Raw genomic sequence first — 12,914 nt, 5'->3', positions numbered from 1 at the left:
CGGCAAGCCGGGAGGCAGGCCGGATCGCTTAGCCGTCTTCGGTATAGAACAGCAAGGTGAAGGCGGCGAGCGCTGTCAGCAATGGGGGCAGCCAGGCCGCCAGCCACGGCGGAATCACTTCCGCCGAACCGAAGGCAGACGCCGCCTGGTTGACGAAGAAGAATCCGAACCCCAGCACCACCGCCGCGACGCTCATTCTCGCCAGATCGCCCAGCCGCATCAGTCGGAGCGAGAAGGCCGCGGCCAGGATGGACATGGCGGCGAACATCAGCGGCGTGGCCAACAGCTGTTGCAGCCGTAGCCGATAGGCGGTCGAGGAAAAACCCGCCGCCTCGACACGGTCGATCTGGGCCGGCAACGACCAGAAGGATGTCGACTGTGGTCGGGCGAAGCGTTCGAAGGCCTCTTTATCCGCCAGGCTCGAGGGCAGATCCAGGGTGGCGTAGCGCACCGCGCGCTGGCCGATCTCCGCCCCGACCGCATTGACCAGCCTCCAGCTCCCGTTCGAGAGGGACGCCGATTCCGCATCGATCCTCTCCGAAAAGGTCCGCATGCCGTCGGCGTTGTTGGTGTAGATAAAGAAGGTGACGTCGAGCAGCCGCGCGCTCGAGCGGTCCTGCCGCTCGGCGCGGACCACCATCTGGCGCGTGTCGTCGCCTTCGCGGATCCACACCGTCGGGCTGGCCTCGGCTCCGGCCGCCGATCCCGACAGGCGCGCGCGCTCGCGCTGGAACAGGCCGTCCGCCGAAGCCGCCATCGGTCCCAGGGCGGCGACGGTGACGACGCCGAACATCAGGGCCGCGCCCGCGGCCGGCAGCACGAACCGCCAGGCCGAGACGCCCGCCGCCCGCATGGCGATCAGCTCACTGCGGCGGTTCAGGCCCACAAACGCCGCCAGGGTTCCGAACAGGAAGACGAACGGCAGCAGCTGGATGATCACCTGCGGCGACTTCAGCAGCATCAGGCCGAGAATGCGCACGCCGGACAGATCGACGTCGGAGCCGACCCCCCGGGACACCTCCACGAAGTCGATCAGCATAATCAGGGCGGCGATGACGCCGAGGGCAATCCCCAACGACCGCGCCTGCTGGACCAGCACATAGCGTTCGATTCGGCCGAGCCTCAGCCACGGCACGGGCAAGGAGGTGCGACTGATCATGCGAAGCGCGCCTTGAGCCGCTCAAAGCTGGGCCAGACTGGACGTCGGCGGGGTTTCAGCGCCCGGAACAGTAGCCTCAGGGCGACGGCGGTCGCCACGATCGGCAGCAGATACTGGAACATGTTCAGCCAGCCATTCCAGGCGCTGGCCGAGATCACGCCATAGCCGGCGATGCGGACGATCAGGAACAGGCCCGCGGCCTTGGCGATTCGCAGGCTGTAGCCGGTCCGGCTGAACTGCCCACCCATGATCGCTGTCAGCGCCATAGCCATGGCCATCAGCGCATAGAGGGGCGCCGACAGCCGCGAGTGGCCCTCGGCCCTCAGCTCACCCGCCGACCCGACCCGCTCGAGGTCCTGCGGCGACGGATTGAACAGCTGCGTCAGATACAGGTCCGACGGCTTGTAGCGCACCCGCTCGGTCACCTCGGAATACTGGCCGAGGGCGACGTCCTGGCGACCGAACGACAGATACTCCAGCACCCCACGCGACGAGTATCGCTGCCACGACCCGTTGATCAGCGTCAGAACGGGCTGCCCGTCGACCCGGCTGAACCGGGCTTCGGCGGCGTCCCAAGTGGTGACCTTGTCGCCTTCTTCCAGATAGACGAACAGGTTCTTCAACAGGCCGTTCTGCTCGATCTGCTGGACGTAGACGGTCAAACCGTTTGCTCCCTCTACGAACTGTCCCTCCTCGACCAGCAGGGCCGCCAGGTCGGTGCGGACAGCGAAGGCCTCGGCCCGCGCCTGCCGCTGCGCCCAGGGCTGGCCGACGGTGGTGACCATCAGCGTCAGCAGGGCCGCGATAGCGGCAACCCTCACGGCCGGGCGAATCGCCGACCAGCGCGTGACGCCCGAGGCGAACACCGCCGTCAGCTCCTGTTCGCGCTGCAGCCGCGTCAAGGCGATCAGGGCGCCGACGAACAGACCGATTGGAATGATTACGGCGAGGAGTTGCGGCACGGCCAGCAGCGTCAGCTTGACCATGACCCAGACGCTCTGGCCGCGCTCGACGATGACTTCCAGTTGGTCGAGGCTCTGGCTCAGAATGCCGATTCCGGCCAAGGCGGCGCACGCGCCCACGACAGGGCGGGCGATTTGCCGGAAAAGATAGCCTTGGATCAGGGTCATATGCGGCAGAAAATCGCCGGTTGCAGGCGGCGGGGAGGGAGAGCATCTAATACACACACGAACGCGTCGGTGGAACCGCGCGCGCTTGCACCATCGACACAGAGCCGGGGCGTATCGCCCGGCGGGAGTAGTAAATGAAGATCGAGTTCGTCACGTCCGCGGGCGCTGCTGAGGTTCTGGCCGTTCTGGTCCACGAAGGCCGGGTTCTCTACGGCATGGGTCCCCAACTCGACACGGCGACTTCCGGCGCCCTGACGAAGGCGATGAGCGCCAGTCGTTTCACCGGTGGCTCCAACAGTACCCTGGTCGTCGCCGCCCCGGCCGGGGTCGACGCCGGGATTATCCTGCTCAGCGGCGCGGGCGACGCGGGCAAGTTCGACGACCTGGCGCTGGAGGCCGCCGCCGGCGCCGCCTATCACGCCGTCAAGCTGTCGGGCGCGGCGGCCCTGACCATAGACGCCCAGGCGCTGACCGCCGACCAGGCCGCGCGCGCCGCCTTCGCCGCCCGTCTGGCCGCCTACCGTTTCCTCAAATACCGCACCACGCTGAAGCCCGAGAAGACGCCGTCGATCGAGACCATCCGCGTGGTTGCCGCCGATGTTAAGGCTGCCGACGCCGCCTACGCGGCCTATTCCGCGGTGGCCACGGCGGTCGAGTTCGCGCGCGACCTCGTCGCCGAACCGGCCAACGTCCTCTACCCGGAAGAGTACGCGAAGCGGGTGAAGGCCCTCGAGAAGCTGGGCCTCGAGGTTGAGGTTCTGGGCGAGAAGGAGCTCGAGAAGCTCGGCTTCCGCACCCTTCTGGCCGTCGGTCAGGGCAGCGTCCGCGACAGCCAGGTCGTCATCATGAAGTGGAACGGCGGCAAGAAGGGGGACCAGCCCATCGCGTTCGTCGGCAAGGGCGTGACCTTCGACACCGGCGGCATCTCGATCAAGCCCGCCGACGGCATGGAAGACATGAAGTGGGACATGGGCGGCTCGGCCGCCGTGGTCGGCCTGATGCACGCGCTCGCCGGCCGCAAGGCCAAGGTCAATGTGATCGGCGTCATAGGCCTTGTCGAAAACATGCCCGACGGCGCGGCCCAGCGTCCCGGCGATGTGGTCATGTCGCTGTCTGGCCAGTCGGTCGAAATTTTGAACACCGATGCCGAAGGTCGCCTCGTCCTGGCCGATTGCCTTTGGTACACCCAGGAGCGGTTCAAGCCGAAATTCATGCTCGACCTGGCTACCCTGACGGGCGCCATGATCGTGGCGCTCGGGCTTGAGTACGCCGGGGTGTTCTCGAACTCTGACGAACTGGCGAACAACTTCCTCGCGGCCGGTCCAAAGGTCGGGGAGAACGCCTGGCGGATGCCGATCCCGGCCTTCTACGAACGCCACATCGACACCCCGATCGCCGATGTGAAGAACACCGGCAACGGCCGCGCCGGCGGCTCGATCACCGCCGCCCTGTTCCTGCAGCGCTTCACCAACGGCACGCCCTGGGCCCACATCGACATCGCCCCGACCGCCTGGGTCAAGGACAGTCGCAATCCGACCGTTCCTGACGGCGCCGTCGGCTGGGGCGTGCGCACGCTCGATCGGATGGTGGCTGATAACTACGAGTCGTAAGTCTCTGAGAAGGCAGGGTCGGGTGTCTGACGCCAAACCGGAAATCTGGTTCTACCATCTCGAGCGGTCGACCCTGGAACAGGTGCTGCCCGGCCTGATGGAGAAGACGCGCGAGCGCGGGTGGCGGGCGCTGGTGCGCGCGTCCGACGCCCGTTTGCTCGACGATATCGACGAGCGGCTGTGGACGTATCGCGATGACAGCTTCCTGGCGCATGGTCGCGCGACCGGTCCGGGTGCCGCTCGCCAGCCCATCCTGCTGACAGAATCACATGAGAACCCGAACGCGGCTCAGGCGCTGTTCATTGTGGACGGCTCTGAACTGGGCGACACGAAAGGCTTTGAACGATGCTTCATCATCTTCGACGGACGGGACGAGGCGGCGTTGACGGGTGCGCGGGTCCGGTGGAAGGCGCTCAAGGACGAGGGCGCGGCGCTGGCCTATTGGAAACAGTCTCCAGAAGGGGGCTGGGAAAAGGCGGCCTGATCGTAGTGCTGGCCTTGGCCGCCTGTGCGACGCCCGCATCGGATGCCTCTGCCCCGCGGGCGATCGAGGAAGCACAGATCAATCAGCCGACCGGTTCGCGCCCCTCCAATCCCACCGCCGATATGTGCCGGGCGGGCGAGCTTCAATGGCTCGTCGGGAAACCGAAAACGGACATCCCCGTTCCGGTCGATGTCGTGAACCGGCGCGTCACCTGCACGACCTGTCCGATCACCGAGGAATATTCACCCCACCGTCTGAACATCTTTTTCGACGAACAGACCGAAATAGTCGAACAGGTCCGCTGCGGCTGAAGCCATTGAAGGGAGACCCCGCCGATGAAGACCCTGATCCTCGCCTTCGCCGCCGCCGGCCTGATGACCGCCTGCGCGCCTGCGCCTGTGGAGGAAAACGCGTCTCCGCGGACGACCCCGAGCCGCAATCCGACGACGCCTGCGGTCAGCCGCGATAACGCCCCCCGGGCAGCTCCTCCGCTGGACGGACCTGAGCAGTGCAGGGCTGACCAATTCCAGCGCTATATCGGCCGCAACCGCTCTGAACTGCCGCCCAGACCGACCAATGAGATTTGGCGCGTGACCTGCACCACCTGTCCGGTGACGATGGACTACAGCCCCTCGCGGCTGAACATCCTGTTCGACGAAACCACCGGTGTGATCCGCGAGGTCAAATGCGGATGAAGGCGATCACTTTGCTCTCCGGTCTGGCGCTGGCTGCTTGCGCGCCGGTCGATCCGGCGCCGGACCAGACGCCGGTCCCGCAGCAGTGCAGCGCTGGGGCCGCCCGATCGCTGATCGGCAGCCATGTCGGCGCCGTGTCCTTTCCGCAGGGCGCCAATGTCCGCATCGTCTGCACCACCTGTCCGACCACCAAGGATCTGCGGCCTGACCGTCTGAACGTGCGGTTCAATGAGGCCACCGGGATCATCGAGAGCGTGGACTGCGGCTGATCCCGCCTTGGCGAACGTCGGCTTTCGCGACAAGGTGGCGGCTGGATCATTTTTGCTTCAGGTCGACTCGACCTGAATCCAAAAAATGGTCCAGCATCATACTGGAGCGAAATCTGCGCCTTGGCGGACTGCGTCCACCAAGACCGATTTCGCTCCGGGGCAGGGGAGGCCCCGACCATGCGCACCTTTCTGATGGCCGGGGTCGCCTTGACCGTTTCGCTGATCGGACCCGTGGCCGTCGCCGACGCGACCGCCGAGCGCGCCGCTCTGGACCGGATCGAACGGCCCCAGGTCTGCGGCCCCGCGGTCTCGGCCAATACGGGTACGCCCGTCGCCGACATGGTCATGGTCGAGGGTTTCGGAACCGGCGGCTTCACTGTCGATACGGCTGTCCCCGAAGCCCAGGCCTGGTTCAACCACGGCGTCCGGCTGCGCTGGGCGTTCGAGCACAAGGAATCGGTGCGGGCCTTCCGCAAGGCGCGGCTGCTCGACCCGACCTGCGGCATGTGCGCCTGGGGCGAGGCCTGGGCCCTGGGCCCCAATCTGAACGGCGGCGGCAATGACGACGACAGCCAGTCCGCCGCCCTGAAGGCCGCGCGCGCGGCCCGCCGGCTGGCGCGCCGGGCCACACCGATGCAGCGCCAGATGATCGACGCCCTGGTCCAGCGGTATTCGGGCTTAAAGGGATCGCGCGATCGGCGCTTCGCACTGGCCATGGACCGGATCGCACGCGGCAATCCGTCGGACATCACCGTCGCCGCCATCACCGCCGACGCCTGGATGCTGAAGGCCGATGAATGGTGGGATGATGACGGCAAGGCCAAGGACCCCGGCATCACCCGCGCCATGGGAATTCTGGAACAGGCGCTGGCGGCGGCGCCCGACGATCCGGGGACCATCCATCTCTACATCCACCTGACGGAATGGTCTGACGATCCGCACAAGGCCATCCCCTACGGCGAACGGCTGGCGTCGCTGGCCCCCGGGGCCAGCCATCTCGTGCACATGCCGTCGCACACCTTCTATCGCGTCGGCCGCTATCGGGACGCCATGATGTCCAACGTCAACGCCGTGGCGCTGGACCGGCAATACGACAGCCTCGCGCGGCCGCCGGGCGGCGTGCCCGGCATGCCGTTGCACGGTCACAACATCCATTTCGGCATGGGCGGCGCCCTGATGGCGGGCGGGGCCGAGGAGGGGCTGAAGCTCGCCGAATGGTTCCTGGCCACATATCCGGACATTCCCGCTGACAACATGTGGCGCCAGATGGTCGCCAACAACGCCTATGCCAACTACGGCCGGTTCGGTTCGACGGAACAGGTCGCGGGTCTGCGGGAGCCGGCCGCCACCCATCCGATGCTGCGCGTCAGCTGGCGTTACGCGCGGGGCGAGGCGGCGGCGCGCGCGGGAGACGCTGCGGGCGTGCGCGCCGAAGCTGAAGCCATCAAAACGCTCCGCACAGATCCGTCCTTCGCCTCGGGGCCGATGGCCGGCGAGCGGCGTGATTTCACCGAACTGTCCCAGCGCGTCCTCGAAGGCCGCGCGGCGATGATCGCGGGCGACGCAGACGCGGCGATCGCCGCCTTCACGCGCGCGGCGGCGATTCAGGGTCAGGGCGAGGAGGGGGGCGATCCGCCGATCGTCTGGTATCCCACCCGCCGCAGCCTCGCCGCCGCCCTGCTGCTCAAGGGCGACGCCGCCGGCGCCCGGGCCAAGGTTCTGGAGCTGATCGAGGACTGGCCGAACGATCCGTACAGCTATTTCGTGCTGGCCGAGGCTGAGGCCGCCCTGGGCGACGTCGCCGCCGCCGCCGAGGCCCGGCGCCGGTCACGCATCGAATGGATCGGCGGCGCCATGGACCTGAAACTGGCCTGATGCTGCATCAGGACGGCTTGGCGACCGCCATATTGTCGATCAGCCGCGTGCGCCCCAGCCAGGCCGCCGCCAAAATACGCGCCGGCGCCTCGGCTACTTCGGCCGGGAAGACGGCCAGATCGTCTGCCCGACGGACGGCGACATAGTCGACGTGGCTGAAGCCCGCCCGCAGCAGGGCCTCGCAGGCGTCCCGCTCGACAGTATCCAGCGAAGCCCCGGATGCCGCCGCCGCTCCCGCCTCGGCCAGAACGCCGTTCAGCTGCCGGGCGATTTCAAGCTCCGCCGCTGTCAGGTAGGCGTTGCGCGAGGACAGGGCCAGGCCGTGACCGTCCCGCATCGTCGGTGACCCAATGATCTCGGTCGGAATGTCGAGGTCGCGGACCAACCGGCGCACGACCATCAACTGCTGCCAATCCTTCTCGCCAAACACCGCCACATCCGCCCGGACCTGGTTCAGCAGCTTGGCGACCACGAGGGCGACGCCGCCGAACATCTGCGGCCGGAAGTCACCTTCCAGTCCCCCGGCCAGCCCGCCGACGTTGATCGTGGTCGTCGCGCCCGCCGGATACATTTCCTCAACCGACGGCGCGAACAGCAGGTTGCAGCCGGCCTCCGCCAGCAGTTCGGCGTCCCGCGCCTCCTGTCGGGGATAGGTTCCGAGATCTTCGTGGGCGGCGAACTGGGTCGGATTGACGAAGACGCTCGCTATGACCCGGTCCGCCCTTTGGCCAGCTTCCCGCACCAGCGTCAGATGGCCTTCGTGCAGCGCGCCCATGGTCGGCACGAAGCCGACGGTGAACCCTTGCCGCCGCCAACCGCTTACGGTGTCTCGCAGCGCCGCGACGCTGCGGACCACGGGAAGGGGGTCAGTCTCGGCCATGATGAACGGATTAACCCTTCGCCTTAAGCGTGCTTGTGAACCGGGCGGCAAATCCTGCCGTGCCAGTGTGGGCTTATGACGCCCAGCCGCATCCTTCGTCCAGTCGTTGTGCTCGTCGCGGCCGCCGGCCTGAACGCCTGCGGCATGATCGACAGCGATCCGCATCGCTTTGAGAACCTGGCCGAGTCCGTCGCCGCCATCGATGTAAATGGCAAGCGCGCTGCAGCCGCCCCGCCCCGCACCGCCGCTGACGCGGGCCTGCGTCCGGCGCTCCGGGTCGAGGTCATGGACCCCCACGCGCTCTGGGACGCCCGTGACGGGCTGGACGGCGCCGTCGAACGCGCCGCCCCACGGCTGGTCGCCGCTGCCGCGCCCGCGGTGGCTGACGCCGTGGTGCAGCAGGTCTCCGCCCGCATCGACGCCGTCTCGTCGCGGGCTGACCTGCGCCCCGCCCTGGCGCCCTCCCGCCCGGTCGCGCCCCGCGCCAATCGGGGTCTGGTTCAGCTCGGCGCCTATTCCAGCGAGGCCGCTGCCCGTTCGGCCTGGTCCCGGCTCAGGTCCGGCGAGGCCGCCTGGGCCCTGAAGGGTCTGTCGCCGGTCTACGAGGGCGTCGAGGTCGGGGGGCGTCGCTTGACCCGGCTGAAGGTCACAGCCCCCGCCGCCGGAGCCGCCGCCGTCTGCGCCGCTGCGGGCATCGACGATCCCTGGTGCGATCGGGTCGCCTGACCCCGCATCCACAGCCGCCGCCCATCCTTGCGTTGACGTCCGCGCCTGCGGACGCGATTTTGTGACCCTGCGGCCGCGCGTCTGAGTCGGCGGTCGTCAAAGGGCGGAACATCCATGGCTGACCCTGCGGTCATCGTCGTCGGTAACGAAAAGGGCGGAGCGGGCAAGTCCACGCTCGCGATCCACATCGTCTGCGGTCTGCTGCACGCGGGTCGGCGCGTCGCCATCATCGATCTGGACCTGCGCCAGCGGTCGATGGCCAAATTCTTCGCCAATCGGGCCGCCTGGATGGCTGGCAACAATCAGATTCTGCCGATGCCGGTCGAGCCTGACATGGGCGACGGCAAGGCGCTGGCCAAGGCTGACGAGCAGGTGCAACTCGCCCGTTTCGACGCCGCCATGGTCCAGGCCCGGGCCGAGGCCGACGTCATACTGATCGACACCCCCGGCGGCGACACCCTGCTGTCGCGCACCGCTCACGGCCTTGCCGACCAGATCGTCACCCCGATGAACGACAGCTTCGTCGACTTCGATCTTCTGGGTCAGATCGATCCGGTCACCCTCGAGCTGCTCAAGCCTTCGATCTATTCCGAGAGCGTCTGGGAGGCCCGCAAGCACCGGGCGATCACCGAGGGGCGCAATGCGACGATCGACTGGATCGTCGTGGTCAACCGCATGGCAGTGGCCGCCGCCCGCAATCGTCAGCGGCTTGAGGAACGGACGGAGAAGCTGGCGCGCCGGGTCGGCTTCCGCATCGGCCCCGGCCTGCGCGACCGGGTTATCTATCGCGAACTTTTCCCGTTTGGCCTGACCGTCGCCGACCTGTCCAATGACGTCCGACCGGTCGCCGTGTCCCTGGCTCATGTCGCGGCGCGGCAGGAGATGCGCAATCTGATGCTGGCTCTCGGGCTGGACGGCGGAGCCCTCGACGCCCCGCTGGATTCCGCAGCGTGATCCGTTGAATCTCGCCTGGCTGGTCCTGGCGGCGATCGCAATCTGGGCCCTGATCCGTCTGGGCCGTCACAGCGAACGTCGCGGCCGGGCCCAGTGGCGGGTCGCCGCCACCCTGTTCAGCGCGGTGCTGATGGGCGCCGGCGCGCTCGTGGCCTTCCGGGCGGCCTGGTTGCCGGCGGCCGGTCTCATCGGCGCCGGCCTGTGGCTGACCATCGCTTCCCGTCAGCGCGTCTTGCCCCCGCGGTCAGAGGCCATGAGCGAGACCGAGGCCCGGTCGCTGCTCGGGGTCGCCGCCGCCGCCACGCCGCAGGAAATCAATGCCGCCTGGAAACGATTGATGGGCCGCGCCCACCCCGATCAGGGCGGCACGGAAGGCCTCGCCTCCCGCCTCAATGCCGCGCGTGACCGGTTGTTGAAACCTTGATCCCTCTCCCAGAGGGAGAGCAACCATGTTCAGGTTGTCGCCTTCTTCTTCTTCTTCGCCGCAGGCTTTTTGGCCGCCGCCTTCGGAGCCGCCTTCTTCGCCGCCGGCGCCTTCTTGCCCTTGGCGGGCGCGGCCGCCGCACGGGCGGCCAGCAAAGGCAGAGCCGCCTCCATCGTCAGATCCTCGGGCGCCGTCCCCTTGGGCAGCGTCGCGTTGATTTTGCCCGACTTCACATAGGGGCCGAAGCGGCCCGCCATGACGTGCACCGGCTCGCCCGTCTCCGGATGGGCGCCGAGGTCTTTCAGCGGCGCCGTCGCCGCCCCGCGCCCCGCGAACTTGCCTGCCCGCTTCTCGGCCAGCAGCACCACCGCGCGGTTCAGGCCGATGTCGAACACCTCGTCGATGTCGGCGACATTGGCGTAGGTGCCGGCGTGCAGCACGAACGGTCCGTAGCGGCCGAGGCCCGCCGTGATCGGCTTGCCGTCCTCCGGATGGATTCCGACCTCGCGCGGCAGGGCCAGCAGGCGCAGGGCCTGCTCCAGCGCCAGGGTCGCCGGCGACCAGCCCTTGGGCAGGGACGACCGTTTCGGCTTCTCCTCGCCGGGGACGGTGGTCTCCACATAGGGCCCGAACCGCCCGATCTTCAGCGCCACCGGCGCGCCGGTCGCCGGATCGACACCGAGGTCGCGATCGCCACCGTCCTCGACGCCCGTCGCAGCGCCGAAGCCGCGCGTGTAGCGGCATTCGGGATAGTTGGAGCAGCCGATGAAGGACGACTTCATCTTGAAGCTGGCCTTCAGGTGCAGTCGCCCTGTCTTGCACAGCGGGCACAGCCGCGCGTCGGCGCCGTCGCCCTTGTCGGGGAACAGGAAGGGCCCGATCGCCGTGTCCAGCTCATCGATCACGCCTTGGCGGGCCGTGACCGCGTCCGTCGCCGGCTTCAGCTGGCTCCAGAAGTCGCGCAGCACGACCTTCCAGTCCAGATCCCCCGCGGAAACCTCGTCCAGCCTGGTCTCGAGCGCGGCGGTGAAGTCGTATTCGACCCATTGGGCGAAGAACTGCTCAAGGAAGGCCGTGACCAGCCGCCCGTTGTCCTCCGGGATGAACCGGTTCTTGTCCATGCGGACATATTCGCGGTCGCGCAGGGTGGTCAGGATGGAAGCGTAGGTCGAAGGCCGACCGATGCCCAGCTCTTCCAGCTTCTTGACCAGGGTCGCTTCCGAAAAGCGCGGTGGCGGCTCGGTGAAATGCTGGTCCGTTCGGATCGCCTCCACCTTGGCTGTGGCGCCTTCCTTCAGCGCGGGCAGGCGGGTGGTGTCATCCTCGTCATCGACGCCGTCTTTCGGCTTGTCGTCGCGACCCTCTTCATAGACCGCGATGAAGCCGTCGAAGGCGACGACCTGACCGGTGGCGCGCAGCCCGGTCTGGCCGTCCGGCGTCTCGACGTCGACAGTCGTCCGGTCCAGCCGGGCCGATTCCATCTGGCTGGCGATCATCCGCTTCCAGATCAGTTCGTACAGCCGTGACAGGTCGCCCTCGAGCCGTAAACTGTCCGGATGGCGGGTCAGGTTGGTCGGCCGGATCGCCTCGTGCGCCTCCTGGGCATTCTTGACCTTGGTCTTGTAATATCGCGGTTGTTCCGGAACGTAGGCCGGACCGAACCGGTCGGCGATGACCTCGCGCGTCTGGGCGATGCCCTCGGGGCTGACCGACAGGCCGTCGGTCCGCATATAGGTGATCAGGCCACCCGTATCGTCGACGCCCTCATACAGTTTCTGCGCCGCCTGCATGGTCCGCTGGGCGGTGAAGCCCAGCTTGCGCGCCGCCTCCTGTTGCAGGGTCGAGGTGGTGAAGGGTGGAGACGGGCTGCGTTTGACCGGCTTCTTCTCGATCGACCGGATGGTGAAGCTGCCCGCCTTGATGGCGTCGCGCGCGGCGTTGGCCATGGCCTCGGAGGTGATGTCCAGCCGCTGCACCCGCTTGCCGGCATGCTTGACCAGCCGGGTCGTGAAGGGTGGGCTGTCGGCGGCCAGGTCGGCTTCGACCGACCAATATTCCTGGGCCCGGAAGGCCTCGATCTCCAGTTCGCGATCGACGACGATGCGCAAGGCCACCGATTGCACCCGACCCGCCGAACGGGCGCCGGGCAGTTTGCGCCACAGCACGGGCGAGAGCGTGAAGCCCACCAGATAGTCCAGCGCGCGCCGGGCCAGATAGGCCTCGACCAGCTCCATATCCAGCTGGCGCGGATTGGCCATGGCCTCCAGCACAGCGGACTTGGTAATGGCGTTGAAGGTGACCCGTTCGACTGCGGTGTCCTTCAGCGCCTTCTTCCTGGTCAGGATCTCCAGCACGTGCCAGCTGATCGCCTCGCCCTCGCGGTCGGGGTCGGTGGCGAGGATGACCCGGTCGGCCTTCTTCGCCGCTTCGGCGATCTCCGACATCCGCTTCGACGCCCGGGCGTCGACTTCCCAGCTCATGGCGAAATCGTCATCCGGCAGGACCGAGCCGTCCTTCGACGGCAGGTCGCGCACGTGGCCATAGGACGCCAGGACGGTGAAGTCCGCGCCCAGGTATTTATTGATGGTCTTGGCCTTTGCGGGGCTCTCGACAACGACGAGGTTCATGCGGGGAGGGGGCCTTGCGCGGGCTCGGAAAGGGGGCGGAACGTGGTTGGCGCGAGCGCCGCTGTCAATCGGGGCTGGAAA

The 12,914-nt window shown here is 67.7% G+C and carries 13 protein-coding genes; 9 read left to right on the top strand and 4 right to left on the bottom strand.

Features of this window, described 5'->3' with window-relative positions; translation table 11 throughout:
* Positions 1-28: 28 nt before the first annotated feature.
* Both lptG and Q8K49_RS04770 read right to left on the bottom strand, forming a co-directional pair.
* Positions 29-1,159 (bottom strand): LPS export ABC transporter permease LptG, encoded by a 1,131-nt coding sequence (lptG, locus tag Q8K49_RS04775; RefSeq protein ID WP_305304463.1) that lies wholly within the window; start codon positions 1,157-1,159, stop codon positions 29-31.
* On the bottom strand, positions 1,156-2,289 hold the full coding sequence (locus Q8K49_RS04770; RefSeq protein WP_305304462.1) for an LptF/LptG family permease: 1,134 nt from the start codon (positions 2,287-2,289) through the stop codon (positions 1,156-1,158). The genes lptG and Q8K49_RS04770 overlap by 4 nt, the downstream gene beginning before the upstream one ends.
* Positions 2,290-2,423: 134 nt before the next feature.
* Here Q8K49_RS04770 and Q8K49_RS04765 point away from each other — a divergent pair, with 134 nt between their 5' ends.
* The 6 genes from Q8K49_RS04765 (at position 2,424) to Q8K49_RS04740 (ending at position 7,222) form a co-directional block, all read left to right on the top strand.
* Complete coding sequence (locus Q8K49_RS04765; RefSeq protein WP_305304460.1) at positions 2,424-3,899, top strand: leucyl aminopeptidase; 1,476 nt, start codon at positions 2,424-2,426, stop codon at positions 3,897-3,899.
* Between the two features lie 22 nt (positions 3,900-3,921).
* Positions 3,922-4,383: a DNA polymerase III subunit chi gene (locus Q8K49_RS04760; protein ID WP_305304458.1), complete on the top strand. Its 462-nt coding sequence runs from the start codon at positions 3,922-3,924 to the stop codon at positions 4,381-4,383.
* A 5-nt stretch (positions 4,384-4,388) separates the two neighbouring features.
* Positions 4,389-4,694 carry a hypothetical protein gene (locus tag Q8K49_RS04755; RefSeq protein WP_305304456.1) on the top strand — a complete coding sequence of 102 codons (306 nt, stop codon included), beginning with the start codon at positions 4,389-4,391 and terminating at the stop codon, positions 4,692-4,694.
* A gap of 24 nt (positions 4,695-4,718) precedes the next feature.
* Positions 4,719-5,078, top strand: a complete 360-nt coding sequence (locus Q8K49_RS04750; protein WP_305304454.1) for a peptidase inhibitor I78 — start codon at positions 4,719-4,721, stop codon at positions 5,076-5,078.
* Entirely contained in the window at positions 5,075-5,347 is a 273-nt protein-coding gene (locus Q8K49_RS04745) for a hypothetical protein (protein ID WP_305304452.1), read from the top strand. Before Q8K49_RS04750 ends, Q8K49_RS04745 begins: the two co-directional genes overlap by 4 nt.
* 177 nt (positions 5,348-5,524) lie before the next feature.
* On the top strand, positions 5,525-7,222 hold the full coding sequence (locus tag Q8K49_RS04740) for a hypothetical protein (protein WP_305304450.1): 1,698 nt from the start codon (positions 5,525-5,527) through the stop codon (positions 7,220-7,222).
* 7 nt (positions 7,223-7,229) lie between these two features.
* On the opposite strand, the gene panC is transcribed toward Q8K49_RS04740, so the two are convergent.
* Positions 7,230-8,102: a pantoate--beta-alanine ligase gene (gene panC, locus Q8K49_RS04735; protein WP_305304448.1), complete on the bottom strand. Its 873-nt coding sequence runs from the start codon at positions 8,100-8,102 to the stop codon at positions 7,230-7,232.
* 75 nt (positions 8,103-8,177) lie between these two features.
* On the opposite strand from panC, the gene Q8K49_RS04730 reads away from it, so the two are divergent.
* The 3 genes from Q8K49_RS04730 (at position 8,178) to Q8K49_RS04720 (ending at position 10,206) form a co-directional block, all read left to right on the top strand.
* Positions 8,178-8,828 (top strand): SPOR domain-containing protein, encoded by a 651-nt coding sequence (locus tag Q8K49_RS04730; protein ID WP_305304447.1) that lies wholly within the window; start codon positions 8,178-8,180, stop codon positions 8,826-8,828.
* Between the two features lie 114 nt (positions 8,829-8,942).
* Positions 8,943-9,782, top strand: coding sequence for a division plane positioning ATPase MipZ (locus Q8K49_RS04725; RefSeq protein ID WP_305304445.1), 840 nt, complete (start codon positions 8,943-8,945; stop codon positions 9,780-9,782).
* A 4-nt stretch (positions 9,783-9,786) separates the two neighbouring features.
* Positions 9,787-10,206: a molecular chaperone DnaJ gene (locus tag Q8K49_RS04720; protein WP_305304444.1), complete on the top strand. Its 420-nt coding sequence runs from the start codon at positions 9,787-9,789 to the stop codon at positions 10,204-10,206.
* A gap of 29 nt (positions 10,207-10,235) precedes the next feature.
* Here the strand turns inward: Q8K49_RS04720 and topA are convergent, their stop codons facing one another.
* Positions 10,236-12,833, bottom strand: coding sequence for a type I DNA topoisomerase (gene topA, locus Q8K49_RS04715; RefSeq protein ID WP_305304442.1), 2,598 nt, complete (start codon positions 12,831-12,833; stop codon positions 10,236-10,238).
* Positions 12,834-12,914: the final 81 nt, after the last annotated feature.

The organism is Brevundimonas sp., assembly GCF_030682035.1.
In the GTDB taxonomy this organism is placed as follows: domain Bacteria; phylum Pseudomonadota; class Alphaproteobacteria; order Caulobacterales; family Caulobacteraceae; genus Brevundimonas.
Note: the sequence above shows the minus strand (reverse complement) of the source record. Positions and strands in the feature narration are given on the sequence as shown.

What these genes read in the sequence shown, in the direction of transcription:
- Q8K49_RS04725 (WP_305304445.1), top strand. Translation starts at nt 8,943, where the DNA reads ATGGCTGACCCTGCGGTCATCGTCGTCGGTAACGAAAAGGGCGGAGCG.
- topA (WP_305304442.1), bottom strand. Translation starts at nt 12,833, where the DNA reads ATGAACCTCGTCGTTGTCGAGAGCCCCGCAAAGGCCAAGACCATCAAT.
- Q8K49_RS04740 (WP_305304450.1), top strand. Translation starts at nt 5,525, where the DNA reads ATGCGCACCTTTCTGATGGCCGGGGTCGCCTTGACCGTTTCGCTGATC.
- Q8K49_RS04765 (WP_305304460.1), top strand. Translation starts at nt 2,424, where the DNA reads ATGAAGATCGAGTTCGTCACGTCCGCGGGCGCTGCTGAGGTTCTGGCC.
- lptG (WP_305304463.1), bottom strand. Translation starts at nt 1,159, where the DNA reads ATGATCAGTCGCACCTCCTTGCCCGTGCCGTGGCTGAGGCTCGGCCGA.
- Q8K49_RS04770 (WP_305304462.1), bottom strand. Translation starts at nt 2,289, where the DNA reads ATGACCCTGATCCAAGGCTATCTTTTCCGGCAAATCGCCCGCCCTGTC.
- Q8K49_RS04750 (WP_305304454.1), top strand. Translation starts at nt 4,719, where the DNA reads ATGAAGACCCTGATCCTCGCCTTCGCCGCCGCCGGCCTGATGACCGCC.
- Q8K49_RS04730 (WP_305304447.1), top strand. Translation starts at nt 8,178, where the DNA reads ATGACGCCCAGCCGCATCCTTCGTCCAGTCGTTGTGCTCGTCGCGGCC.
- Q8K49_RS04745 (WP_305304452.1), top strand. Translation starts at nt 5,075, where the DNA reads ATGAAGGCGATCACTTTGCTCTCCGGTCTGGCGCTGGCTGCTTGCGCG.
- panC (WP_305304448.1), bottom strand. Translation starts at nt 8,102, where the DNA reads ATGGCCGAGACTGACCCCCTTCCCGTGGTCCGCAGCGTCGCGGCGCTG.